Origin of the sequence: Micromonospora sp. NPDC000442 (assembly GCF_042898635.1) — a bacterium.
In the GTDB taxonomy this organism is placed as follows: Bacteria; Actinomycetota; Actinomycetes; order Mycobacteriales; family Micromonosporaceae; genus Micromonospora.
On sequence record NZ_JBIAYZ010000010.1, the window covers coordinates 208,037 to 232,920 of the forward strand.

A 24,884-nucleotide genomic window follows, 5' to 3' on the forward strand; every position below is an offset into this window, starting at 1 on the left:
GAGCCGGCGGCCGGGCTCACGCCGATCGCCAGAGACGGATCACGGCGTACGACCGCCAGGGGCGCCAGCGGACGGCGTACTCGTCGAGGGTCTTGGGGTTGTCGGTGAGGCCAAGGGCGGCGGCGCCCCGACGTAGCGCGAGGTCGGTGGGGAGGAACGTGTCGGGGTCGCCGAGCGCGCGCATGGCCAGGTAGCCGGCGGTCCAGGCGCCGATGCCGGGAATCGCGGTCAGCCGCCGTACCGTCTCCTCCCGGTCGCCACCCGACTCCAGGTCAAGCTCACCGGCCGCGACCGCCCGCGCCACCGCCCGGATCGTCTCGCGCCGCCCCACCGGCATCCGAAACCCCGAATCCGCCACCCCGAGCACCTCCTCCGCAGTGGCGAACCCGTGCAGCGCCCCACCCCGCGACCCCTCCCGCTGATCAAGAACTTTGCGTCGACCGGAAGCGTTTTCTGAGACCAGAACTTCTTGATCAACGGTGCTGGTGTGGGCGAGGAGATGGGTGAGGGTGGTGCGGGCGGAGGCTAGGGAGACCTGCTGGGTGGCGATGGCGCGGACGGCCATCTCGAAGCCGTCCACCGCGCGGGGGACGCGTACCCCGGGCTCGGCCGCCACCATCGCGGCCAGCGCGGGGTCGGCGGCGAGCGTCTGGTCGACGGCGACCGGATCCGCGTCCAGGTCGAACAGACGCCGGCACCGGGCCACGGCGGGAGCCAGGTCGCGCACGTCGGTCAGGCGCAGTGTCGCCGCCACGTAACCGACCGCCGGGGTCAGCGTGGCCTCGCCGGGGCCGTGCGGCAACCGCAACCCCCGTCGGTACGCCCCGTCGACCACCTCGTCGACTCCGGGAAGCGTGCGACGGGCGAGGAAGTCGAGCAGCACGGCGGCGTGCAGCGGCGGCCGGTACGCCAGCCGCAGGGTGACCGTGCCCGCACCACCGACGGCCGTGCCGTTTCCGCTACGCAACTGCGACGGCGGTGCGCCGTAGACCGCGCGTACGGTGTCGTTGAACTGCCGGACGCTGCCGAACCCGGCGGCGAACGCGATCTCGGCCAGCCCCAGCCCGGTCGTCTCGATCAGGGTCCGGGCGGTCTGCGCGCGCTGAGCCCGGGCCAGTGCCAGCGGCCCCGCGCCGAGTTCCGCCCGCAGCATCCGGTGCAGGTGCCGCTCGGTGTATCCGAGCCGGGCGGCCAGCCCCGGTACCCCGTCGCGGTCGACCACGCCGTCGGCGATCAGTCGCATCGCCCGACCCACCACGTCAGCCCGTACGTCCCATTGGGGTGAGCCCGGTGAGGCGTCCGGGCGGCAGCGACGGCAGGCGCGCAGCCCGGCCCGCTGGGCCGCCGCCGACGACGGGAAGAAACGCACGTTACGCCGCTTCGGGGTCATCGCCGGACAGGACGGCCGGCAGTAGATTCCAGTCGAGGTGACGCCGGTGTAGAACCAGCCGTCGAACCGCTGGTCACGGCTGTCGACGGCCCGGTAACACCGTTCGAAGTCCAGTTCCACGTAACCGATGATGCGCCTGCTCCCACCCACCCGGCTCGCGGAATTCGGACCACACCCTCCACCTCGCCGATCATGTACTTGTGGCACCCGGATTGGTGGGTAATGACCGGTTTGCCGTGTGCCACCACTGCATGATCGCGGCAGGGCAGCACAACCGGGGGAGGGGAACTGTCGGTTGTGGTGGGTAGCGTGCGGCCACCAACTCCAGAAGGGTGCGGCAATGGTTAGCGTGGCGGGTCGGGCGGCGTCGGGACACGAGCACCCACCACTCGACCCGGCAGTGGTCCAGCGCTTCTATCGCCGGATGCGCGCCGTAGCTCCGGCCGCGGTCGGGGCCATCGAGCGGGACCGCGCCGATGATCCGGGTCGCGCCTTCGGTGACACCGCCTGCGGCCGGCTGGTCGGCTCGCTCGACCAGGACGGGGTGCGCGCGCTCGGGATGTGGGTGCACCACTGGTGCATGCGCTTCTATGACGACGACACCCGCGCCGCGCTGCGGCTGCTCCGGGAGATCGCAGCCCGACCTGCCCTTGGGTGGACGGCCGACGAGGTCCACTGGATGCTCGGTGAGTCGCAGCACGCCGCGCCCGCCGCCAACGCCCGTTTCACGCTGCCGCTGGCCGCCGCGGCCGGGCTCGCCCCCGGTGCCCTGCGGATCGACCTGCTGGTGCCGCGCCAAGCGGCACCGCAGCACGACCGGTGACGCCAGCCTGGCCCGCCACACGCTGACGGCGGGTCGGGCCTACCTGCCGACGGCCGAGCGGTACCGGCGTAAGCTGGCTCGTCGTGAGTCTCACCATCGGCATCGTCGGCCTGCCCAACGTCGGCAAGAGCACCCTGTTCAACGCGTTGACCAAGAACGACGTGCTCGCCGCGAACTACCCGTTCGCGACCATCGAGCCCAACGTCGGTGTGGTCGGGCTGCCGGACGAGCGGCTGCACAAGCTCGCCGAGATCTTCAGCTCGCAGAAGGTGATCCCCGCCCCGGTGTCGTTCGTCGACATCGCCGGCCTGGTGCGCGGCGCCTCGAAGGGTCAGGGGCGGGGCAACGCGTTCCTGGCCAACATCCGGGACGCCGCGGCGATCTGTCAGGTGGTGCGGGCATTCTCCGACCCGAACGTGGTGCACGTCGACGGCAAGGTCTCACCGGCCGACGACATCGAGACGATCAACACCGAGCTGATCCTGGCCGACCTTCAGACGCTGGAGAAGGCGCTGCCCCGGCTGGAGAAGGAGGCCAAGCTCCGCAAGGACCGGGCCGCCGCGGTGGAGGCCGCGCGTCGGGCCGTCGATGTTCTGGATGGCGGCACCACCCTCTACGCGGGTGCGGCGGCGGCCAACATCGAGCTGGAGCATCTGCGTGAGCTGCACCTGCTCACCACCAAGCCGTTCCTCTACGTCTTCAACGTCGATGAGGCCGAGCTGAACAATGCCGAGTTCCTCGACGAACTTCGGGCGCTGGTTGCCCCCGCCGAGGCCGTCTTCATGGACGCCAAGATCGAGTCAGAGCTGGTGGACCTGCCCGAGGAGGAGGCCAGGGAGCTGCTGGAGTCGATCGGGCAGGCTGAGCCGGGGCTGGACCAACTCGTCCGGGTGGGGTTCCGCACGCTCGGCCTTCAGACGTACCTCACCGCCGGCCCCAAGGAGGCGCGGGCCTGGACCGTGCCGATCGGCGCGACCGCTCCGGAGGCCGCCGGGGTGATCCACTCCGACTTCCAGCGCGGCTTCATCAAGGCCGAGGTGGTCTCCTACGCCGACCTGGTCGGGGCCGGTTCGATGGCGGCGGCGAAGGCGGCGGGCAAGGTCCGCATCGAGGGCAAGGAGTACGTCATGCAGGACGGCGACGTCGTCGAGTTCCGCTTCAACGTGTAGGCGTTGGTCGATGGCGAGGCTCGTCGAACGGCACTCCCTGAATCGACCGGTTGTGTTCTGCGCGGAGTAACTCGGATCGTGTAGCGTGACGCGGTCATCGACGGATATCCACGGGGTTCCCTTGACCACGCCTCGTTCTGCCCTGTGCGCTGTCAGCGCCGCACTCCTCGCGGCCGGTCTCGCCGCCGCGCCCGCCGCTGCTGCTCCGGCCCCGCAGGCGTCCGACTCGGCGAAGCTCGCGGCCGGCACCGAGCAGCGTCCGCCGACCGACGGCCGCCGAGGCTATCTGGTTGGTCAGGGCGAGGACGTGCCCGCCCTGATCGGCGTCACCAACAAGGGAGACGCACCGGCCGACGGCCTGGTCGTCCACATCCGGATCCTCAACGACCTGGACTTCACGAAGACGTACGAGAACTGCTGGTACGCGGTCGACAGCAACCAGGAGTCGGCCTGGTGCGAGTTCGACGTCGAGCTTGCCCCGGGCGCGAGCCTGGCGGCGCTGGGTGCCGGCATCTCCACCAAGCCGGACGCCCGTCCGGAGAACATCTCGTCGATCATCCACTTCTGGCGCAGCACGGAGTACGTCGACCGGCTCGGCGGCATCCAGAAGCTGGCCGACGACTCAGCCGGGCAGGGCACCAGTGCGGTCCGGGGCACCGGTGGCCCCTTGACCCTGGCCTCCCCGTCGGCACCGCTGGTGGGTCTGGAGCCGCCGAACCCGCTCGGCTTCGTCGGCGTCGTACTCGAGACCACCCCGACGCCGACCCCGACCGCCACGCCCACCGCGACCCCGACGGCCGCGCCCACCGTGACCCCGACGGATACGCCGACGGACGCACCTCCTGCCAGCCCCGGCGAGGACGACGGTCAGGGTGGCGGGTTGCCGGTGACCGGCACCCAGACCGGGATGGTGGCCGCCGTAGGCGGACTTCTCCTGCTCCTCGGCGGTGCCGCCTACCTGATCGCCCGTCGCCGCCGTACCCGCTTCGTGGCGTAGGTCCGCCCCCTCGCCCCTCCGAGACGCTCGGATCCGGGCCACCTGCGACCCTCGTGCCGTGCTGTTCCGGGGCGTGACGGACCTGCCGGCGGGCCGGTGCCGGCCAGCGGGCCGGTGTCAGCCGGCGCGCAGGGCGTCGTCGATGCCGGTCTCCCGGTTGCCGAGATGCACCGGGTCGCGGCGGGAGAGCACGTCCAGCGCGGCCTTGAGGCCAGCTCCGTACTCGCGCACGGAGCTGATCCGCCAGGTGCGGTGGCTCAGCTCCCGCGCGGTTTCGTCGCCGACGCCGTTGGCGTCGATGCCGAGGTGGCGGCAGACCGTGACGGCGCGGGCCAGGTGGAACTGCTGGGTCACCACCGTCGCCCGCTCCACCCCGAAGATCCGCTTCGCCCGGGCACACGAGTCGTACGTGTCGAAGCCGGCGTGATCGAGCACCACCTTGTCGGCCGGCACGCCCTGCTCGACCAGCCAGCGCTGCATCGCCTCAGGCTCGTTGTACTCGTGGCGCATGTTGTCGCCGGAGACCAGGATCGCCTGCACCTTGCCGGTGGCGTACAGCTCGCGGGCGATCTCCAGGCGGGCGGCGAGGAACGGTGCCGGAGTGCCGTCGGGTCGGACCCGGGTGCCCAGCACCAGGGCGACCGGTGCGTCGGGCACCGTCGCTGCCGGGTGGGTGCGCCCTTCGGCGCCGGAGCGGATCCAGCTCGCGCTCGCCCACACACCACCCATCAGCAGTACGACACCGAGCACCCCGGCCAGCACCGCTCGGCGCAGCCACCGCCCACGGCCGCGGTCCCGGACCTGTCGAAGTCTGGCCGTCAGCGACGCACGGATCGGCATGCAGGCCAGTATCCCAGCCCGATGCGAGCCGATCAGCGAGCCGGTGGTGCGGGCAGGCGGTGGTGGTGGTGCGGGCGGTGGTGGTGCGGGCGCGGCGGGCGGAGCGCCGTCGTGCCCGCACCACGGTCACCTGAGCCGGTACACGGAGATGTGCGAGGTGCTGTCCGGGCCGAAGGGCGACCGGTCCCAGTCGGCGTACCGCTCGGCGAGCCGGAGACCGGCCTGCTCCGCCAGCTCGTCGATCTGCTCGGGCCACAGGTAACGCATCGCGAACGGATGCAGGTGCACCCCGGCGGAGTGGAACGTGATGGTCTGCCGGAGGAACGTCTGCGCCTCCCGGTCGTACTTGTGCAGGCGGATGGTGGCCGACTCCTCGGTCACCTCCCGAATCTGGACCTGTTCGTTCCGGTCGAAGTCCGCAGGGTCGGGCACGAACGTCTCGATGACGAACGCGCCGCCGGGGGCGAGCACCCGGGCGACGTTGCGGAAGCAGTCCGCCTGCCGCCGCGCGCGCACCAGGTTGAACAGGGTGTTGAAGACCAGATACGCCATGGCGTACGGGCCGGTCACCGGCACGTCCGCCATGTCGCCGATGGCCACGGGGATGTCGCCGCCACCCGGCTTGGCCCGCAACTTCGCGACCATTTCCGGTGACGCCTCGACCCCCTCCACGGTGATCCCACGCTCGGCCAGGGGAAGGGCGACCCGACCGGTGCCGATGGCCAGTTCCAGCGCCGGGCCGTCGCCGGCCAACTCGGCGAGGAACTCCACCGCCGGTGCCGGGTCGGGCAGGCCGCCCGGCAGGTCGTAGGTGTCGGCCCAGAGCCGGCCGAAGTGTCCCGGATCGTCGAAGACCGACATCAGCGGCCTCCGTCGTTGCTACCGGCGCCGCACGGCGACTTGTCCGATGATTCCCACGTACGCACGAAGCCTCGATTCGATGGGGTTGACGATGCCTACTCGCTGCATGGGCGTCGTGGTGTGCCTCATGTCGTCGCTCCCTTCGTTCGGCTCGTTCGGCTCGTTCGTGAGTCAACGGCCTCGATGGCTGTGCGGCAACCGAAATTCACCGGGATGTGCAGGACGCGCTGGGGTGCTGCGCGGCCCCGGGAAGTTGATCAGCTGATGTAGTGCAGGATCACGTTGTGCACGTGGTGGCTCTTCTGGTCGCCTCGGAACTCCACCTCGTAGGTGTGCGTACCGACGTGGATGGCGATCGCGCCAGTGGAGAAGAACGAACCGCCCCACGACTTGTTGCTGACCACGCTCACGCTGGTGATCTTCGAGTACGGGATGCTGGTGATCGCGTACTTCTTGCCGACGAACGAACGGTCCTGGATGATGACGCGCCGGTCGGTCAGCCCGATGAACCCGGTGCCGGTGCCGACGGCGTCGTAGACGGCGATGATCTGTTCACCGTCGAGCAGGCCGCTCTGGATCTGCTGGAACTGTTCCTTGCGGTCATAGGTCGCATTGGCCATGCCGCCCACGGTAGGCAGCATCCGCCAGTGGACGCACCGTCAGCTCTCGGTGACCGCGCGGTAGGCATCCTCGATGCGGGCGGCCAGCAGGACCTCGCCCTCGGAGAGGGGCTCATTGCCGTGCCCGACCCGGATCTGGGTGTGATCGGAGCGCCTACTGATTTCCGGGCGCAGGTGCAGCGCGTCGGCGACCACCTTCACCCGCTCGGTGAGCGCCGCGTGTTGGGTGTCGTCGATGACGAGAGTGCGCCGGATCTGCTCACCCTCACGTGTCCAACCGGACAGTAGGGTGAGGGCGTCGCTGAGGTAGTCGTGCTTCGTCCGACCGCCAAACAGCGCACGCATCACCGCTCCTCCCAGGCTTCGTTGCCGGCTTGTGGCCAAATCGTCGCCGCCCCGTGTCTTTGTCGGTGCCTCTAGTCTTACGTCGCACGGAGGGTGTGTCCACGCCCACACTTCCGGGTATTCCTGGCCTGACGGACGACCAAGCTACCCAAACCGCCGATTGATCTGGCACCCTGGACGCCCGTGCGGACCGAACGGGCGAACGGCGGCGGACAAGCCGTACGGCGCGATCCGAAGGTGATCGTCGGCGCGGCCATCATCAGGGACGGGCGGGTGCTCGCCTGCGCCAGATCCGCCCCGCCCGAGGTGGCGGGTATGTGGGAGTTCCCCGGCGGCAAGGTCGAGCCAGGGGAGAGTGAGACGGCAGCGCTGGCCCGTGAGTGCGTCGAGGAACTGGCCGTACGCGTGGAGATCGGTGAGCGGGTCGGCCGCAACGTCCGGATGGCGCACGGCCGCTCGGTCCTCAAGGTGTACGCGGCCCGCCTCCTGCACGGCGACCAGCCGCAGGCACTCGAACACTCCGCCCTCCGCTGGCTCTCCGCCACCGAACTGGACACGGTCACCTGGCTCCCCGCCGACGCCCCCATAGTCGCCGCCCTCCGCCCCCTCCTCTCCCTCCCCTGACCCCCACCCACCCCCCACCCGCCGCGTTGATCATGAGGTTGGCGGCAGTATTCGATCTCCACGATGCCGCTAACCTCATGATCGACGGCGCTGGGGCGTGGCGAGGGCCTGGCGGACGGCCCAGGGGATGTAGGCCGGGTCGAGGGTGTCCTGCCAGGTGAAGCGGAGGATCTTCCAGCCGGCGTTGGCGAGGCGGTTCTGGCGGCGGCGATCGGCGAAGATTGCCTCCGGAAGGTCGTGCGGGCCTTGACCGTCGGCCTCCGCGATCACCTTGGGGGCGCGCCAGCCGAGGTCGCCGACGCCGAGCAGGTATCCGTCGTCGTCGCGTACATCCAGTTGCAGTGCGTCGGGTGGCACCCGGCCGTCGACACAGCGCAGCCTGGCGCGGGTCTCCAGCGGGGACTGGGCCCGCCCGTCAGCCTCCGCAAGGTATCCGCGGGCCGCGACCGCGCCCCGTCGGCGCCTGATCCGGTGTGCGATCGACCCCAGGTCGTCGTCGACCAGCAGTCCTCGGTTCAGCGCCGAGTCCAGCACCGACACTGCCGGGTACCGCCCCACCCGCAGGGTGACGTCGCCGACCGTGGTGATGGCATCGGTGGCCAGCAACCCACCCAGGCTGACCAGGGACGTTGCCGGGTGCTCCAGTTGGTGCAGCACGACGTTAGGTTGCCCGATCCGCGCCCGCTTGGCGGCTGCTCCCGGCAGGCCGATGTGAATCTCGTCGGACCTCGGCAGGCCGGCTATGCCGAGGAGTTCAGCGGCGCTTCCGTGGACCGCATGGGCGGCTGGCCCCAGTGAGAGCAGTGCGGCGCGGACGAGTTGGCGCCGGGACGGCTCCACCGCCCAGGCCGGATGCGGGAGATAGACGGCCCGGGCCAGCGACTGTCACCGCCCGAAGGCGACAAGGTTGTCGACCTCATGCCGTGTGTAACCATGATCCAGCGCCTGCCCACGGCACACCAGCCCGTCCTGCCCCGCCGTAACCCGCCAAATTCCCCGCCCCCGTCTATCCACCCCCCGAGCCTGCCGACCCGCCCACGCCTACCGCAGCCCCTGTGGATAACCGTTGTTGATCATGAGGTTAGCGGCATCGTGGAGATCGAATACTGCCGCTAACCTCATGATCAACGCGGGAAGTGCGGGTGGGGTGCGGGTGGGGGTGGGGTTAGTGGTTGGGGTTGGGGTTGTCTTGGTCGGGGTGGGCGAAGTTCAGGTGCTCGGGGGGGAGCGGGAAGGTGACGTCGTCGCCGAAGGGGGAGGGGGCGGCGGCGCGGTCGAAGGTGAGCTCCGTCAGCGGGAGCTTGCCGCTCGCGTCGACCGCCGGGGCGGTCGGGTGGGGCACCTCGCGGTGCCAGTTGACGCCCTGCTGGGCCTGCACCTCGGCCTGGGCGTCGTGGGAGCCGCCGGCGTGTGAGTGCACACCGCCCCCCGCGGCGCTGGAGCGCACCGCGCCCGGGGAGTGTCCGCTGGTCACGCTGGTCTGAGGCACCTGACCCCTCCGGAAGATCTTGCTACCGAGCCACACAAGTGGATCGTACCTGCGGTCGACGACCCGTTCCTTCATGGGGATGATCCCGTTGTCGGTGATCTTGATGTGCTCGGGGCAGACCTCGGTGCAGCACTTGGTGATGTTGCAGAAGCCGAGGCCCTGTTCGGTCTGCGCGTAGTCCTTGCGGTCGGTCCGGTCGTCCAGCGGGTGCATGTCCAGTTCCGCGGCCCGGATGAAGTACCGGGGCCCGGAGAACGCCTGCTTGTTCTCGTCGTGGTCCCGGATCACGTGGCAGACGGTCTGGCACAGGAAGCACTCGATGCACTTGCGGAACTCCTGCGAGCGCTCCACGTCGACCTGCTGCATCCGGTAGTCGCCGGGGGCCAGGTCGGCCGGCGGAGCGAAGGCGGGTGTCTCCCGCGCCTTCTCGTAGTTGAACGACACGTCGGTGACCAGGTCCCGGATGACCGGGAACGTCCGCAACGGGGTCACCGTGATCGTCTCGTTCTCCTCGAACGTCGACATCCGGGTCATGCAGCCGAGCTTGGGCATCCCGTTGATTTCCATCGAGCAGGAGCCGCACTTGCCGGCCTTGCAGTTCCACCGGCAGGCCAGGTCGGGCGCGTCGGTGGCCTGCAACCGGTGGATCACGTCGAGGACCACCTCACCCTCGTTGACCTCGACCGTGTAGTCCTGCAGGTCGCCACCGTCGGCGTCACCCCGCCAGATCCGGAACTGGCGCTTCGTCCCCATCAGCGGTTCTCCTTATCGGCGTCAGCGGCAGCGGCATCGGCGGCGACGAGGGCGTCGAATTCCGTGAGTTCCTCGTCGGTGAGGTATTTGGCCAACTCGGCGCGGTCGAACAGGCCGATCAACTCGGAGCGCATCTTCGGCAGCGGCTTGCGCTCCAGCCGGACGGTGTCGCCGGCCAGCGAGCACACCAGGTTGACCCGTCGCCACTGCGGATCCATGGTGGGGAAGTCCTCGCGGGTGTGGCCGCCGCGTGACTCCCGACGCTCCAGCGCCGCCTTCGCGGTGCACTCGGAGACGACAAGCATGTTGCGCAGGTCCAGCGCGAGATGCCAGCCCGGGTTGTACCGCCGGCCGCCGGAGGCGCTGACCTTCGCCACCCGCTCGCGCAGCTCCGCCAGGCGGCGCAGCGCGTCCTCCAGCTCGGCCTCCCGCCGGATGATGCCGACCAGATCCCCCATCACCGCTTGGAGGTCCTGCTGGAGGGTGTACGGGTTCTCGCCGGTGTCCCGCTGCAACGGCGCCAGGGCCGTCTCCACCGCCGTCTCCACCGCTGTCACCCCCACCCGGGGCCGGCCGGTGAGCTGGTCGACGTAGGTGGCCGCGTGCCCGCCCGCCCGCTTGCCGAAGACCAGCAGGTCGGACAGGGAGTTGCCGCCCAGCCGGTTGGAGCCGTGCATGCCGCCGGAGACCTCACCGGCGGCGAAGAGCCCGCGTACCGAGCCGTACGCGGCGCCGCTGTCCGGGTCGACCTCCACGCCGCCCATCACGTAGTGACAGGTCGGGCCGACCTCCATCGGCTCCTTGGTGATGTCGACGTCGGCCAGCCCCTTGAACTGGTGGTGCATCGACGGCAGGCGACGGCGGATCTCCTCGGCCGGCAGCCGGGAGGCGATGTCCAGGTAGACACCGCCGGCAGGCGTACCCCGACCGGCCTTGACCTCGCTGTTGATCGCTCGGGCGACCTCGTCGCGGGGCAGCAGCTCCGGCGGGCGCCGGTTGTTGTCCGGGTCGTCGTACCAGCGGTCCGCCTCCTCAGGCGTCTCCGCGTACTGCTTGCGGAAGACGTCGGGGACGTAGTCGAACATGAACCGCTTGCCCTCGGAGTTCTTCAGGATGCCACCGTCACCGCGTACCGACTCGGTGACCAGGATGCCCTTGACCGACGGCGGCCAGACCATGCCGGTCGGGTGGAACTGGAGGAACTCCATGTTGATCAGAGTGGCTCCGGCGCGCAGCGCCAGCGCGTGACCGTCCCCGGTGTACTCCCAGGAGTTCGAGGTGACCTTGTAGGACCGGCCGACGCCGCCGGTGGCGAGCACCACTGCGGGCGCCTCGAAGAGGACGAACTCGCCGGACTCCCGGTAGTAGCCGAAGGCACCGGCGACCCGGTCCCCGTCCAGCAGCAGCTCGGTGATGGTGGTCTCGGAGAAGACCTTGATCCGAGCGTCGTACGAGCCGTGCTCGCGCTTGTCCTCCTGCTGCAACGAGACGATCTTCTGCTGGAGGGTGCGGATCAGCTCCAGGCCCGTCCGGTCGCCGACGTGGGCCAGTCGGGGGTACTCGTGGCCGCCGAAGTTGCGCTGCGAGATCTTGCCGTCCTTGGTGCGGTCGAACAGCGCACCGTACGTCTCCAGCTCCCAGATCCGCTGCGGCGACTCCTTGGCGTGCAGTTCCGCCATCCGGAAGTTGTTGAGGAACTTGCCGCCGCGCATGGTGTCCCGGAAGTGCACCTGCCAGCTGTCCCGGCTGTTCACGTTCCCCATGGCCGCGGCGGCACCGCCCTCGGCCATCACCGTGTGCGCCTTGCCGAACAGCGACTTCGAGATGATGGCGGTCTTCTTGCCGGCCAGCCGGGCCTCGATCGCCGCGCGCAGGCCGGCGCCGCCGGCGCCGATCACGACGACGTCGTAGTGGTGTCGTTCGATGCGAGTGGTAGTGGTCGTCATGTCAGGGGCCCTCAGTTGATGAACCGCAGGTCGGAGATCCACTCGGCGGAGACGGCCATGACGTAGAAGTCGGTCAGGGCCAGCGTGCCGAGCGTGATCCAGGCGAGCTGCATGTGCCGGACGTTGAGCCAGGAGATGTAGCCCCAGGCCCGGTAGCGGACGGGATGCTTGGAGAAGTGCTTGAGCCGCCCGCCGATGATGTGCCGGCAGGAGTGGCAGGAGATCGTGTACGCCCAGAGCATGACCACGTTGCCGAGCAGGATCAGGTTACCCAGCCCGAAGCCGAAGCCCTCGGGGCTATGGAAGGCCAGGATCGCGTCCCAGGTGTTGATCAGCGAGATGATCGCGGCGAAGTAGAAGAAGTACCGGTGCGAGTTCTGCACGATCAGCGGGAACCGGGTCTCGCCACCGTAGGAGGCGTGACCGTCGGGCACCGCGCAGGCCGGCGGCGACAGCCAGAACGACCGGTAGTACGCCTTGCGGTAGTAGTAGCAGGTGAGCCGGAACAGCAGCAGGAACGGCAGGGTGAACGCGGCGTCCGGGATGATCCACCAGCCGGGCAGGTACTGCCCGAAGTGGGAGGCCTCCGGCAGGCACCGGTCGGTCACGCACGGGGAGTAGAACGGGGTCAGGTAGTGGTAGTCCTCGACCCAGTACCACTTGTGCATGAAGACCCGGACCGTCGCGTACGCTACCCACGCACTGAGCCCGATGACCGTGATCAGCGGGGCAAACCACCAACGGTCCGTCCGCAACGTCTTCGCCGCGATGGCGGCGCGTGCGCGCACACCCCGCGGTTTCGTTGCCGATGATGTCATTCGCGTCGTCTCCCTGACGGGGCCCTGTCACGGGCGGCGGAACACTTCCGGGCGGCATGCGGACCGGGCGAACCCGCGCCCGCCTGCCGCGTCATGCGCACACCAACGACCGCACCGGCGTACCGGAGCAGCTAAGTGACACACGTTACGCCGATCTAGGCGGGCCGTCCGCGCAAGGCAGTGTCCCGTGTGTCCCGCTCTTTGGAAAGCCTCTCTCCATGATCAATATTCGGGTGTCCGGAAAAGATCGACCAACGGTCAACCGGATGCCCCGCCGGTGAAGTTCCACGAGGCCAGCCGCAGCGACGGCGCCTCCCACCAGCCACCGTCCGCGCGGTCCGGCAGGCGTACCGCGCGCCGACCCAGCTCCAGTACCGCACCGGGCGCGAGCGCCTGGGGATACGACTCGGTGAAGCGCAGGTCGCGGACCGCACGGGTGACCCGACCGTCCTCGACCAGCCACAGTCCGTTGCGGGTCAGGCCGGTGACGACCAGACTCAACGGATCCAGGACCCGGGTGTACCAGAGGTCGCTGACCAGCAGGCCACGCTCCATCCGGGAGACCAGGGCGGCGGTGTCCGGATCGCCGATCGCACCGCCTGTCGCCGAGCCGTTCCCGTCGGGAGCACCCGCGCCGCCAGTGGCCGTCGGGCCTGCACCGGCGACCCCTTGATCCCCAACCGAGAAGGCAGTCGTCGGGCCGGCAGCGCCGACCGTGCCGGCAGGAGCGAGACGCAGGTTGCGGGGGATCGGGCCGAAGGTGGCGCTACCGGCCCAGGCGTGCCCGGTCGAGGTGACACCCAGCTCTGCGGCGCTGCGCCGGTCGTGGACCACGGCGCTGGTGGTGCCGGCGTCCACCAGGGTCAGCGCCCGGCTCGGCGTACCCTCCAGGTCGAACGGGAGCCCCGAGGCCGCGAGCGGATCGTCGACCAGGGTCACCGCCCGATCGAACTGGGCCGCACCGGGGACGGCGAACGACTGACGTTCGGCGTACCGCCGACCGTTGAAGCCGTACCAGGCCAGGTTCTCCAGCAGGTCCGCGACGGCTGCCGGCTCCAACACCACCGGATAGCGTCCGGGTGGCAGCTCGGCCGGGTGAGCCGCCGCCCGCGCCTTCGCGGCGGCTCGCCGCCCCAGGCCGGTGCCGTCGAGGTCGACGACCCGGTCGACGTGCTGTCGGGCCGTGCCGTCCGCGCCGTCGGCCCGGGCGATCCCGTCCATCGCCGCCTCGGCCGCCCGCCCCTGCGCGGAGTGGCCGGCCGAGTTGGCGAACGCCGCCACGCGGTAACCCGTGCGGCAGTAGCCTGCGGTCGCCAACCCACCGGCCGCGTCGACGAACGCCCGGACCAGGGCGGCCCGTTGATCCGGCCCGGCGTGGGCCGTGGCCGGATCCCACTCCGGTGAGGGCGCCACCGGTGCCGCGGGTGCGAGCCCCGGCCAGGCCGGATCCGGTGGAGTGAACCGGGCCGCCGTCAGCACCCGCTCCACCAACGCGCGCAACCCGTCGGCGGTGACCGCGGTCCCGCTGCCGGCGGCGGTACGCCCGGCCAGGTGGACCCGCAGCCGGACGTCCACGGAGGACGCGGCCACGTTCTGGTGGATCGCCGAGTTGGCGAACCTGGTCAACGCCGACTCGGCCCGGGTCACCGTCACCTCCGCCTGCGCGGCCGGCCCGGCCAGCCGGGTGACCAGATCCACCACGCGGCCGGCGATGTCCAACTCGTTGTCACCGGCCCGCACCGGGGCGTCACTCACGCCGCCTCCCGTTGGTCTTCGACGGTGTCCGGCGCCACCACGGCGCATCGATGGTTGGTCTGCTGGCGTTCGGTCACGCGCGTACCCCCACCCGGACGTTGCGGAAGCGGGCCGGTGCCGACGGGTGCCCGGTGTGCCCGATCTGGCCGGGCTGGCCCTTGCCGCAGTTCGGGGTACCCCAGGGGACCGTCTCCGAGGAGAGCATGTCCATCGAACGCCAGAACAGCGGGCCGATGCCGGTGTACGTCGGGTTGCGCAGCATCCGTCCGCGCCGGCCGTTGCGGATCTCCCAGCCGATCTCGCAGCCGAACTGGAAGTTCAGCCGCTTGTCGTCGATGGACCAGGACCGGTTGACGTCCATCAGCACCCCCTCGTCGGTGGCGGCGACGATCTCCTCCAGGGTGTGCGGGCCGGGTTCCAGGCCCACGTTCGTCATCCGCACCATCGGCAGCCGCGCCCACCCGTCGGCGCGTACGCTGCCGCCGTGGTCGAGGCCCGCGACCGCGGCCGAGTCCCGGCCCGCCAGCACGCCCACCCAGCGGCCGTCCCGCACCGCGTCGCGCTTGACCGCGGGTGAGCCCTCGTCGTCGTAGCCGAAGCTGCCCAGCGCGCCGGGAATGGTCGGGTCGATGGTGATGGTCATCAGCTCGGAGCCGTAGCGCAGCGAGCCGAGCTGTGCGAGATCCAACCACGAGGTGCCGGCGAAGGCGGCCTCCCAGCCGAGAATGCGGTCCAGCTCGATGGCGTGTCCGACCGACTCGTGAATCTGCAGGGCCAACTGCTCGCCACCGAGGATCAGGTCGGTCTCGCCGGCGGGGCAGAGCGGTGCGGTCAGCAGCGCCCGCGACTCCTCGGCGATCCGTGCCGCGTGCGCGGTCAGCTCCAGCGAGTCGACAAGTTCCCAGCCGGTGGTGCCGTACTGGCCGCGGTAGCTCGGCCAGGACCGGCGTTGGGTCTCATCGGCACCGACGGAGGTGGCCGAGATGCCACCGCCGCACTCGCGGATGCGCTGGTCGATGCGATGCCCCTCGCTGGAAACGAACCACTTCGCGGTGTCCCAGATCTGGTAGAGCCCCTCGGCGAGGTCGGCGCCGTGCTCGGTCATGGTGCGGGTGGCCGCCACCAGCAGATCACCCTTGACGGCGAGGGAGACGCCGAGCGGATCCACCTCGCAGGGTGAGGACCAACTCGCCGTGGTCGGGGTGACCGCGACCAGGTCGACGGGCGGGCCGGAGACCAGCGCACTGGCCGCCGCGGTCCGCGCGGCCCGATGGCCGGCGTCGCGGGCGGCCGGCTCGGACAGCTCCGGTACGGCGTGGAAGCCCCAGCTCGAACCGACAAGTGCGCGTACACCCAGGCCGACGCTCTCGTCCTGGGCCAGCGACTCGACATCGCCGTTACGGGCGGTCATCGACTCGTAGCGCCGGTGCATCACCCGAACGTCGGCGTAGCGGGCACCAGCATCCAGCGCCGCCTGCACCGCCGCCTCGGCCACCTCGAACTCACTCATGGCGACGCCTCACCGTGCGCGTTCACGAGGCAGGTTGGCGCGGTGTCCTTGATGCGGTCGCTCATGGCCCGACCCTAGGCGACCCGACCGACAGCCGTCAGGGGACGAGATCTTCGGGGCGGATCGTTGCCTGGACGGGTGCGTTCAGGTGCAGCACCGCACCCCGTTTGACCGCCTGATGCTCGACGTAGTGACGACCACGTCGCTGGTACAGGCGGAGTGCCCCGGTCGTCTGCTCGACCAGCAGGTACCACTCGATGCCGGCGGCGGCGTAGTAGTGCATCTTCAGGACATTGTCCGTGGCCGCGTTGCCGGGCGAGATGATCTCACAAACGAGCCGAACGTCAGCCGCCTCGATGTACGGGTCGTCCAGGTCGACCGGCGTGGTGATCACCAGATCCGGGACCGGAACCCGCCCCGGTCGTAGTCGAACATTCACCGCCTCCAGCAATTCCAAGCCGACGGCCTCGGCCGCCGCTTCCAGAATGTTGCCCAGCTTTCTAGAAATCCGCTGGTGGCGTGGGGTGGGGGCTGGGGTCACGTGCAGGCTCCCGTCGAAGAGTTCGACGCGCTGAGAGGTCTCGCCGAGGGCGAGGTAGTCCTCCTCGGTCCACGGGCCCTCGTGGTCGAACACCGCCACGGTCATGGTCACCTCCGCTCGTCTCGCCGGGATCCTGCCTGCCGGGCTGCCCCCATCGTCGCACCTTCCGTGCGACCGGCGCGGCAGGCGGCGGTCACCGGCGGTGGTGCGGCGGGGACGGTTCGTGGGATCCTTTCGGGACGACGGGGGTGGTAGCTAATTTTCGGCTGCATGAAGCGGTTGTAGTTTCCCTTCGTCGTGGGCGGAGGGAGGCGATCGTGGACCCCTACCTGCGGGTGACCGACCTGCGGGTCGACTTCACCACCATCGACGGCGTGGTGCGGGCGGTCGACGGGGTCTCGTTCACCGTCGAGCGTGGCCGCAGCCTGGGTGTGGTCGGCGAGTCCGGTGCGGGCAAGAGCACCCTCGCGCTGGCCCTCCTCGGCCTGCACGATCCGCGTCGGGCCACCGTCGCCGGTGAGATCACCGTCGCTGGGCAGGGGTTGGTCGGTCGGCCGGAGGCGGAGATACGCCGGCTGCGTGGCCGGGACGTGGCGATGATCTTCCAGGATCCGCTCTCGGCGCTGCACCCGTACCACCCGGTCGGCCGGCAGATCGCCGAGGCGTACCGGGTGCACCACCGACGGGCCGGACGCGCCGAGACGCGTCGGCGGGTGGTCGAGATGATGGATCGGGTCGGCATCTCGCAGCCGGACCGGCGGTACGACCAGTACCCGCACGAGTTCTCCGGCGGCCTGCGCCAGCGGGCGATGATCGCCATGGCGCTGGTGAACGATCCCGCCCTGCTGATCGCCGACGAGCCGACCGCCGCGCTGGACGTCACCGTGCGGGCGCAGATCCTGGAACTGCTTACCGACGTGCAGGCCGAGTTCGGCACCGCGATCGTCCTGATCACGCATGACCTCGGCGTGGTCGGCCAGGTCGCCGACGAGGTGTTGGTGATGTACGCCGGCCGGGTGATGGAGCAGGGCCAGGTCGAGCAGGTGCTGCGGACGCCACAGCATCCGTACACCTGGGGGCTGCTCGCCGGCGTGCCGTCGTTGCGGGGTGACCCCGAGGCGGACCTCAGGCCGATACCGGGGATTCCGCCGAGCCTGCTCGACCTGCCAGCCGGTTGTGTCTTCCAGCCGCGTTGCCGGCACACCGAACCCGTCGGCCACCGGTGCCGCACCGAGCCACCCGAGTTGCGCGCCGCCGAGACGGGCGGGCACCGGCTGGCGTGCCACCTCCCGACCGGGGAACGCATCCGACGCCAGGCCGAGGAGACCGCCTGGGTGGGGGTGGCCCGGTGACGGACGGGACGGTCGACGAACCCGGGCCGCTGCTGCGCGTCCGTGGCCTGACCAAGCACTTTCCGGTCCGGGGCCGACGTCGGTGCGGCCCGGTACGGGCCGTGGACGGGCTGGACTTCGAGGTGCAGGCGGGCGAGACGCTCGGTCTGGTGGGCGAGTCCGGCTGCGGCAAGAGCACCACGGGCCGGCTGCTGGTGCGGCTGCTGGACCCGACCGGCGGCAGCATCGAGTTCGCCGGCCGCGACCTCACCCGTGCCGGGCGGCGGCAGTTGCGCCCACTACGTGCCCAACTCCAGATCACCTTCCAGGACCCGTACGCCTCGCTGAACCCCCGGCACCCGGTCGGCCAGATCATCGCCACGCCGTTGCGGGTCAACCGGATCAACCCGCCGGGCGGGACGAAGGCCCGCGTCCGGGAACTGATGGAACTGGTCGGCCTGAACCCCGACCACGACAACCGCTATCCGCACGAGTTCTCCGGTGGCCAGTGCCAGCGGGTCGGCATCGCCAGGGCGTTGGCGACCGGACCCCGGTTGGTGGTGGCCGACGAACCGGTCTCGGCGCTGGACGTCTCGATCCAGGCCCAGGTGGTCAACCTGCTCCGGCGGCTGCACCGCGACCTGGGGCTGGCCTTCGTCCTGATCTCCCACGACCTTGCCGTGGTACGGCACCTCTGCCAGCGGGTCGCGGTCATGTACCTCGGTCGGATCGTCGAGATCGGCGATCGGGACGACATCTACGAACGGCCGCAGCATCCGTACACTCGGGCCCTGCTGTCTGCGGTGCCGCAGGTCGGCCAGCTCGGCCCGGCCCGGTGGCCCGGGCTCACCGGGGACGGGACCACTCCGCTCGACCCGCCCTCGGGCTGCCGGTTCCGTACCCGCTGCCCGAAGGCGCGCGAGCGGTGCGCCGTCGAGGAACCGGCCCTGACGCGGCGCGACGGCGGCGGCCAGGCCACCGCCTGCCACTTCCCCGACTCGGGTCCACTGCGTCCGGAGCGGGTGCGAGCCGCGGCATGAGTCTTTCACCGGTGGACGGTACGGTGCGGGCCCTGATCGAGCCGGGCGGCGCGGCCGGTGGGTCCCGTGCTCGCCGGATCGCCGGGCGTTCGCCCGGGCAACTGGTCTGGCTGCGGCTGCGTGCCGATCGAACCGCGTTGGTCAGTGGGGCGACGCTGCTGCTGTTCCTGCTGGTGGCGCTGGCCGCGCCGCTGATCGAGCTGGCGTACGGGATCGGTCCGCAGGACCAGTTCCAGGGCAAGCTGGACGGGTTCGGCCTGCCACTGGGGCACGCCGGTGGCGTCTCCGGGGAGCACTTCTTCGGGCTGGAGCCGGGGCTGGGCCGGGACGTTTTCATCCGGCTGGTCTACGGCCTGCGGACGTCGCTTCTCGTCGCCGTCACGGCGGCGGTGCTCACCGCGGTGATCGGGGTCGTGCTCGGTACGCTCGCCGGCTACCTCGGCGGCTGGCTCGACGCGGTGGTCACCTGGATCACGGATCTGACCCTGGCGCTGCCGTTCCTGGTGGTCGCCCTGGCGTTGACCCCCATGCTGACGTTGCGCCTACACGGGCAGCGGGACGCGGTGCCACCGGCCTTCGGGGTCGGCGTACTCATCGTGATCTTCGCGGTGTTCGGGTGGACCGGCACCGCCCGGTTGGTCCGGGGCCAGGTGATCGCGCTGCGGGAGCGGGAGTTCGTGGCGGCGGCCCGGGCCAGCGGGGCGGGTCCGGGGCACATGCTGTTCCGGCAGTTGCTGCCGAATCTCTGGGCGCCGATCCTGGTGTCGTTCTCGCTCGCGGTGCCGCAGTTCGTCACCGGTGAGGCGGCACTGTCGTTCATCGGTGTCGGGTTGACCGAGGAGACACCGAGCTTCGGTCGGATGATCCACCGGAGCCTGGGCTACCTCCAGACCGACCCGGCGTTCGTCTTCTTCCCCGGCGTCCTGATCTTCGCGCTGGTGTTCGCCGTCAACCTCTTCGGGGACGCGCTGCGTGACGCGCTCGACCCGAAGTCGAGCCGGTGAGGTGACCGGATGAACGCGAGAAGCGCAGCGCGGCGGTGCCCCGCGAACGCGGATCGGGGCCGGCCCTGATGGCGCGCTTCCTGGTCAAGCGGACCCTGTCGGCCGTGCTCACCCTCTTCGCGGTGAGCGTACTGACCTTTCTGATGTTCTTCGCCCTGCCCCGCGACCCGGTCACCGGCATGTGCCCGAAGAACTGCAACCCCGAGCGGTTGGAGCGGGTACGTCAGGAACTGGGGCTGAGCGATCCGCTTGTCGACCAGTACGCGGGCTACATGAAGGGCATCGTCACCGGTCGGGACCTGGGCGGTGCCCAGGGCGGGCACTGCGACGCGCCCTGCCTGGGCTGGTCGTACGTGAACAACGAGGCGGTCACCGACACCCTCGCCCGGGTGGTGCCGGTGACGCTGAGCATCGTCATCCCGGCGGCCATTCTGTGGCTGCTGCTCGGGGTGGGCCTGGGCCTGGTGTCGGCGCTGCGCCGCGGCACCTGGGTCGACCGGGCTGCGATCGGCTGCACGCTCGCCGGTGCCTCCCTACAGCTGTACTTCGTCGGCGCGGTGCTGCTGCTGGTCTTCGTGTACACGCTGGGCTGGCTGCCGGTACCGAGCTACACGTCGCTGTTCGACGATCCGGTTCGCTGGGCCGGCGGCCTGGTACTCGCCTGGCTGTCGCTGGCCCTGCTCTTCTCCGCAGGCTACGCCCGACTGTTCCGGGCCCAACTGCTGGAGACGTTGGGCGAGGACTTCGTGCGCACCGCCCGGGCGAAGGGCCTGTCCGGTTCGGCGGTGTACGGCCGGCACGCGCTGCGCGCGGCGATCACTCCGGTGGTGACCGTCGCCGGCCTGGACGTCGGCGCGGCGCTCGGCGGCACGGTGATCACCGAGACGACCTTCGGGATCCAGGGGCTCGGCCGCACCGCCGTCGACGCGGTACGCGCCGGCGACCTGCCGACCATCATGGCCACCGTGCTGGTCGCGGCGGTCTTCGTGGTGCTGGCGAACATGCTTGTGGATCTGCTCTACGCGGTCATCGACCCGCGGGTCCGGTTGGGCTGAGCCGGGTCGGGACCGACCCATCGACGACTGAGGAGGCAACAGATGCGACCACGGGTGGCGTTCGCGGCGAGTGGCGCGGTTGCGCTTGTGGCGGCCTTGAGCGCCTGCCCGGCGAACACCGGCGGGAACCCCGCGGTGGACTCCGGCCGGCAGCCCACGGGGGTCCTCGCCACCGATCCGAAGGACTCGACCGGCCCGGCACCGGAGGTGGCGGGTGCGCGGCGTGGTGGCACCTTCACCGTCCTCCGGGAGACACCGCTCTCCCACCTGGATCCGCAACGGACGTACTCGTTCGCCGGCCTGATGGCCGTACCGCTGATCGCGCGCAGCCTCACCACCTGGAAGGACGATGGTGCGGGCAACCTGATGCTTGTCGGTGATCTTGCCGAGACACCGGGCCGCGACGTCAACGACGACTGCCGGGTCTGGGAGTTCACCGTCAAGGACGGGGTGCGCTTCGAGGACGGTCGGCCGGTCACGGCCAGGGAGATCGCGTACGGGATCGCCCGATCCTTCGACCCGGACCTGGCCGGTGGCCCCACCTACCTGCAGGAGTGGCTGGCCGACACCCCGCAGTACGACACCGCGTGGGACTTCAAGGCCAACCGCACCTCGCTGCCGCCGGGCCTGACCACGCCGGACGGCCGGACGCTGCGCTTCGAGTTCGCCAGGCCCCGCTGCGACCTGCCGTTCGCGGCGTCACTGCCGGCGACCGCGCCGCTGCCGCCCGACCGGGACACCGGGGTCAACCTCGGCAACGCGCCCTTCTCGTCCGGGCCGTACCAGGTCACCCGCTTCCGGGCGGGCATCGAGATCGTGATGGAGCGCAACGAGCACTGGGACGCCGCCACGGACCCGGTGCGCCACCAGTACCCGGACCGCTTCGTGTGGAGTTTCGGCGCAACCCCGGACGCCGCCGCCAACCGGGTCATCGCCGACAGCGGCGCCGACCAGAGCGCCCTGTCGTGGGACTACGTGCCCGCCTCGCTTGTCGCCCGGGTCGCGGGCGACGCGGCGCTGCGGTCCCGGACGCTGCTGTCGCCGACGCCGAGCGCCAACCAGTTGGTCATCAACAACGAGCGCGTCACCGATCTGCGGGTGCGCCAGGCGTTGAACTACGCCATCGACCGGGAGGGCCTGGTGAAGGTGCTCGGTGGGCCGCACGTCGCCGTGCCGATGACCACCCTGATGCCACCGGCCACCATCGGGCACCGGGCGTACGACGGGTATCCGGCGGGGCCGAACGGTGACCCGGAGAAGGCCCGGGAACTGCTCGGTGGGCAGCGCCCCGAACTGGTCCTCGGTGCCGCCGACAGCTCCGTGGAGCAGCAGGTGGCAACGCAGCTCAAGGGCAACCTGGAACGCGCCGGATTCGTCATCACGATCCGGAACATCCCGGACGACGCGAAGTTCGACGAGATCAAGAAGAGGGGCAACCCCTGGGACCTCTACCTCAGCTCGTGGGCCGCCGACTGGCCCAGCGGCGCGTCGATCCTGCCGGTCCTCTACGACGGCCGCGCCATCCGAGCCACCGGCAACAGCAACGAGTCGTACTTCGACGATCCCACGATCAACGCCGAGTTCGACCGGATCCTCGCCCTGCCACCGAGCGAACAGGGCCCGCACTGGGCGCAGCTCGATGAGCGGATCATGAGGGAGCACGCCCCGGTGGTCCCGCTCTACGTCGACGTGGCCTACCTGGTGCACGGCTCCAAGGCGGGCGGGGCCTTCGTCTCCAGCGTCTTCGGCTACCCGTCGCTGGTCAACGCCCACGTCGAACCGTAGCCCCGACTCACCTCCCGAGGTGAGTGCGGAGGAAGTCGAGTTCCAGGCGGAGGAGGCGTTCGGCGAGGCCACCGGCCGCCATGTGGGTGGCGCCGGTCAGCGGCAGCACCGAGTGCGGCCGGCCGGTGGCCAGCAACGCCGCCGACAGCCGAAGCGTGTGCGCCGCCACCACGTTGTCGTCGACCATGCCGTGCACCAGCAGCAGCGGACGGGCGTGTGCCGGGTCGGTGACCGGCTCGGCGGCCAGTTCCACAAGCGAGTGGTGCGCGTAGACGTCCTCGCCGTCGGCGGGCAGACCCAGGTACCGCTCGGTGTACGCGGTGTCGTACAGGGCCCAGTCGGTGACCGGCGCACCGGCGATGCCGCACCGGAACAGCTCCGGATGCCGCAGCACCGCCAGGCCGGCCAGCCAGCCACCGAACGACCAGCCGCGCACCGCGACCCGGTCCAGGTCCAGGTCCGGATGCTTGTCGGCGAGCGCGGTGAGCGCCTCCACCTGGTCGAGCAGGATCACGTCGGCCACCCGTCGGTGGATGGCCTTCTCGTAGGACGGGGCGATGCCCGGCGTACCCCGGTTGTCGGTGACCACCACCGCGAAGCCGGCGTCGGCCCACCACTGCCGCTCCAGCCAGGCCGAGCGCGCGGCCACCACCTCCTGGTGCCTCGGTCCGCCGTAGACGTCCAGCAGGACCGGCAGCCGACGGCCGGTGACGTGGTTGTCCGGGTAGAGCACCGCCGAGGGGAGCCGCCGGTCGGTCACCCGCTCCAGCAGCGGCAGCGGGGAGTAGCTGGGCGTGGCGGCCAGCGACCGCAGCGTGCCCACCTCCCGATCACCCTGAACCACCGTCCACCGGACGCCCGGGTGGTCCAGCGAGGCGCTGCCGACGACCAGCACGCCGCCACCGACCGCACCGACGTGCCAGCCGGCGTCGCTTGTCAACCGGCGGGCGTCGACGCCGCCGCCGATGCTGGTCCGGACCCGGAACAGGTGCTGTTCGCTCGGCTCGCCGTCGCTCGCCTCGACCAGCAGGTCCGCCGGACCGCTGCCGGCGGCGAGCCGGCCGACCACCCGGCGTACGTACAGCGAGGGTGGGGTGAGCAGCGTGCCGTCGGCGAACAGGCAGCGCGCGTCGTACCCGTCGTGGGCCAGCTCGCCACCGACCAGCACCCGCCCGTCGGGCAGGTGCGCGGGCGTGCCCGGGATCGGCTCGACCCAGCGTGGGTCGGCCAACTCGGCGTGCACCTGGGTCTCCCCGGTACGCGGATCGACCGCGAGCACCAGCCCGTGCTGCTGGGCGCGGCGCAGCACGGTGATCAGCGGGGCACCCTCACCCCAGTGCACCGCGGTCAGGTACGGGTAGGTCTCCCGGTCCCAGTGCACGTCGACCCAGCCGCCGTCGAGGTCGAGCAGGTGCAGGCTGACCTCGGCGTTCGGGCCACCCGCCACCGGGTACGCGACGCTGGCCGGCGGGCTGCCCGGCTGCGCCGGATCGTGCAGGTGCCAGCGGGGCAGCCGGGACTCGTCGACCCGGGCGGCGAGCACCGACCGGCCGTCCGGTGCCCACCAGTAGCCGCGGTGCCGTCCGAACTCCTCCGCCGCGATGTGCTCGGCCAGTCCCCAGCGCACCCCGGAGTCCTCGCCGGCCAGCATGGTGTCGGCGCCGTCCGTGTCGATCACCCGTAGCTCGCCCCGGCGTACCCCTTCGGCGGCGTCGGTCACGTAGGCCAGCCGCTGCCCGCTCGGGTCCGGCCGTGGGTCGAGCACCGGCCCGACGGTGGGCACCTCGATCACGTCGCCGTGCACCAGGTCTGCCCGAAAGAGCCGCCCGGCCAGCGCGAACACCGCCACCCGTCCGGCGGCGTCGAGGGCGTACGAGCCGATGCCGGAGGCGCTCAACCGCAGTCGCTCCCGCCGGGCGCGTTCCCCCGGGCTCAGCGCGTCCGGGTCGGCGTCGGTACCGAGCAGGGTGTTCGGATCGGCGACCAGGCGTTCCGTGCCGGTCGCGACGTCCAGCAGCCAGAGCGCGTCGGCCGGGTCCTCCGGTCCGGCCGAGCGTAGGAAGACCACCCGGGCACCGTCGTCGGCCACGGAGACGGCACGCGGCGCCCCGTGGCTGAACCTGCGGGTGCGGGCGGCCAGCTCGGGAAAGTCCACAGGCCAGATCGTAGGCCGGTACCGAGCCCGATG

The 24,884-nt window shown here is 70.8% G+C and carries 22 protein-coding genes; 9 read left to right on the plus strand and 13 right to left on the minus strand.

Features of this window, described 5'->3' with window-relative positions:
* Positions 1-16: 16 nt before the first annotated feature.
* Positions 17-1,510, minus strand: coding sequence for a DNA-3-methyladenine glycosylase 2 family protein (locus ACFY2A_RS18525; RefSeq protein ID WP_387172996.1), 1,494 nt, complete (start codon positions 1,508-1,510; stop codon positions 17-19).
* A gap of 220 nt (positions 1,511-1,730) precedes the next feature.
* On the opposite strand from ACFY2A_RS18525, the gene ACFY2A_RS18530 reads away from it, so the two are divergent.
* The 3 genes from ACFY2A_RS18530 (at position 1,731) to ACFY2A_RS18540 (ending at position 4,379) form a co-directional block, all read left to right on the plus strand.
* The gene (locus ACFY2A_RS18530; RefSeq protein WP_363922648.1) at positions 1,731-2,213 is read left to right on the plus strand and encodes a hypothetical protein; all 483 of its coding nucleotides are present in this window, start codon (positions 1,731-1,733) and stop codon (positions 2,211-2,213) included.
* Between the two features lie 83 nt (positions 2,214-2,296).
* Positions 2,297-3,382 carry a redox-regulated ATPase YchF gene (ychF, locus tag ACFY2A_RS18535; RefSeq protein ID WP_363922650.1) on the plus strand — a complete coding sequence of 362 codons (1,086 nt, stop codon included), beginning with the start codon at positions 2,297-2,299 and terminating at the stop codon, positions 3,380-3,382.
* Between the two features lie 121 nt (positions 3,383-3,503).
* The gene (locus ACFY2A_RS18540) at positions 3,504-4,379 is read left to right on the plus strand and encodes an LPXTG cell wall anchor domain-containing protein (protein WP_387172999.1); all 876 of its coding nucleotides are present in this window, start codon (positions 3,504-3,506) and stop codon (positions 4,377-4,379) included.
* A gap of 117 nt (positions 4,380-4,496) precedes the next feature.
* Here the strand turns inward: ACFY2A_RS18540 and ACFY2A_RS18545 are convergent, their stop codons facing one another.
* The 4 genes from ACFY2A_RS18545 to ACFY2A_RS18560 form a co-directional block, all read right to left on the minus strand.
* Positions 4,497-5,219 (minus strand): vancomycin high temperature exclusion protein, encoded by a 723-nt coding sequence (locus ACFY2A_RS18545; protein ID WP_387173001.1) that lies wholly within the window; start codon positions 5,217-5,219, stop codon positions 4,497-4,499.
* Positions 5,220-5,345: 126 nt separating this feature from the next.
* Positions 5,346-6,080 carry a class I SAM-dependent methyltransferase gene (locus ACFY2A_RS18550; RefSeq protein WP_387173003.1) on the minus strand — a complete coding sequence of 245 codons (735 nt, stop codon included), beginning with the start codon at positions 6,078-6,080 and terminating at the stop codon, positions 5,346-5,348.
* Between the two features lie 257 nt (positions 6,081-6,337).
* Entirely contained in the window at positions 6,338-6,700 is a 363-nt protein-coding gene (locus tag ACFY2A_RS18555; RefSeq protein WP_093405480.1) for a PH domain-containing protein, read from the minus strand.
* A gap of 39 nt (positions 6,701-6,739) precedes the next feature.
* Positions 6,740-7,045 (minus strand): 4a-hydroxytetrahydrobiopterin dehydratase, encoded by a 306-nt coding sequence (locus ACFY2A_RS18560; RefSeq protein WP_387173005.1) that lies wholly within the window; start codon positions 7,043-7,045, stop codon positions 6,740-6,742.
* 183 nt (positions 7,046-7,228) lie between these two features.
* On the opposite strand from ACFY2A_RS18560, the gene ACFY2A_RS18565 reads away from it, so the two are divergent.
* The gene (locus ACFY2A_RS18565; RefSeq protein WP_363922659.1) at positions 7,229-7,669 is read left to right on the plus strand and encodes a (deoxy)nucleoside triphosphate pyrophosphohydrolase; all 441 of its coding nucleotides are present in this window, start codon (positions 7,229-7,231) and stop codon (positions 7,667-7,669) included.
* A gap of 75 nt (positions 7,670-7,744) precedes the next feature.
* Here ACFY2A_RS18565 and ACFY2A_RS18570 read toward each other — a convergent pair whose 3' ends face one another.
* From ACFY2A_RS18570 to ACFY2A_RS18600, 7 genes are all read right to left on the minus strand, one after another.
* The gene (locus ACFY2A_RS18570) at positions 7,745-8,326 is read right to left on the minus strand and encodes a hypothetical protein (RefSeq protein ID WP_387173007.1); all 582 of its coding nucleotides are present in this window, start codon (positions 8,324-8,326) and stop codon (positions 7,745-7,747) included.
* Positions 8,327-8,834: 508 nt separating this feature from the next.
* On the minus strand, positions 8,835-9,911 hold the full coding sequence (locus ACFY2A_RS18575; protein WP_387173009.1) for a succinate dehydrogenase/fumarate reductase iron-sulfur subunit: 1,077 nt from the start codon (positions 9,909-9,911) through the stop codon (positions 8,835-8,837).
* A complete protein-coding gene (locus ACFY2A_RS18580) occupies positions 9,911-11,857 on the minus strand; it encodes a fumarate reductase/succinate dehydrogenase flavoprotein subunit (RefSeq protein WP_387173011.1) in 1,947 nt (648 codons plus the stop codon). The genes ACFY2A_RS18575 and ACFY2A_RS18580 overlap by 1 nt, the downstream gene beginning before the upstream one ends.
* 11 nt (positions 11,858-11,868) lie before the next feature.
* Positions 11,869-12,675, minus strand: coding sequence for a hypothetical protein (locus ACFY2A_RS18585; RefSeq protein ID WP_363922667.1), 807 nt, complete (start codon positions 12,673-12,675; stop codon positions 11,869-11,871).
* Positions 12,676-12,933: 258 nt separating this feature from the next.
* Positions 12,934-14,430, minus strand: coding sequence for a TldD/PmbA family protein (locus ACFY2A_RS18590; protein WP_387173014.1), 1,497 nt, complete (start codon positions 14,428-14,430; stop codon positions 12,934-12,936).
* A gap of 73 nt (positions 14,431-14,503) precedes the next feature.
* Complete coding sequence (locus tag ACFY2A_RS18595; protein WP_387173016.1) at positions 14,504-15,940, minus strand: TldD/PmbA family protein; 1,437 nt, start codon at positions 15,938-15,940, stop codon at positions 14,504-14,506.
* 97 nt (positions 15,941-16,037) lie between these two features.
* Positions 16,038-16,586 (minus strand): Uma2 family endonuclease, encoded by a 549-nt coding sequence (locus ACFY2A_RS18600; RefSeq protein ID WP_387173018.1) that lies wholly within the window; start codon positions 16,584-16,586, stop codon positions 16,038-16,040.
* Positions 16,587-16,798: 212 nt separating this feature from the next.
* On the opposite strand from ACFY2A_RS18600, the gene ACFY2A_RS18605 reads away from it, so the two are divergent.
* The 5 genes from ACFY2A_RS18605 (at position 16,799) to ACFY2A_RS18625 (ending at position 22,696) form a co-directional block, all read left to right on the plus strand.
* Complete coding sequence (locus ACFY2A_RS18605; RefSeq protein ID WP_387173020.1) at positions 16,799-17,833, plus strand: ABC transporter ATP-binding protein; 1,035 nt, start codon at positions 16,799-16,801, stop codon at positions 17,831-17,833.
* The gene (locus tag ACFY2A_RS18610) at positions 17,830-18,852 is read left to right on the plus strand and encodes an ABC transporter ATP-binding protein (protein WP_387173022.1); all 1,023 of its coding nucleotides are present in this window, start codon (positions 17,830-17,832) and stop codon (positions 18,850-18,852) included. Before ACFY2A_RS18605 ends, ACFY2A_RS18610 begins: the two co-directional genes overlap by 4 nt.
* Positions 18,849-19,856: an ABC transporter permease gene (locus ACFY2A_RS18615; protein WP_387173024.1), complete on the plus strand. Its 1,008-nt coding sequence runs from the start codon at positions 18,849-18,851 to the stop codon at positions 19,854-19,856. The genes ACFY2A_RS18610 and ACFY2A_RS18615 overlap by 4 nt, the downstream gene beginning before the upstream one ends.
* 68 nt (positions 19,857-19,924) lie before the next feature.
* A complete protein-coding gene (locus ACFY2A_RS18620) occupies positions 19,925-20,911 on the plus strand; it encodes an ABC transporter permease (protein ID WP_363922983.1) in 987 nt (328 codons plus the stop codon).
* 42 nt (positions 20,912-20,953) lie between these two features.
* Positions 20,954-22,696, plus strand: a complete 1,743-nt coding sequence (locus ACFY2A_RS18625; protein WP_387173027.1) for an ABC transporter substrate-binding protein — start codon at positions 20,954-20,956, stop codon at positions 22,694-22,696.
* A 7-nt stretch (positions 22,697-22,703) separates the two neighbouring features.
* Here the strand turns inward: ACFY2A_RS18625 and ACFY2A_RS18630 are convergent, their stop codons facing one another.
* Positions 22,704-24,851 (minus strand): prolyl oligopeptidase family serine peptidase, encoded by a 2,148-nt coding sequence (locus ACFY2A_RS18630; protein WP_387173029.1) that lies wholly within the window; start codon positions 24,849-24,851, stop codon positions 22,704-22,706.
* Between the last annotated feature and the right edge of the window lie 33 nt (positions 24,852-24,884).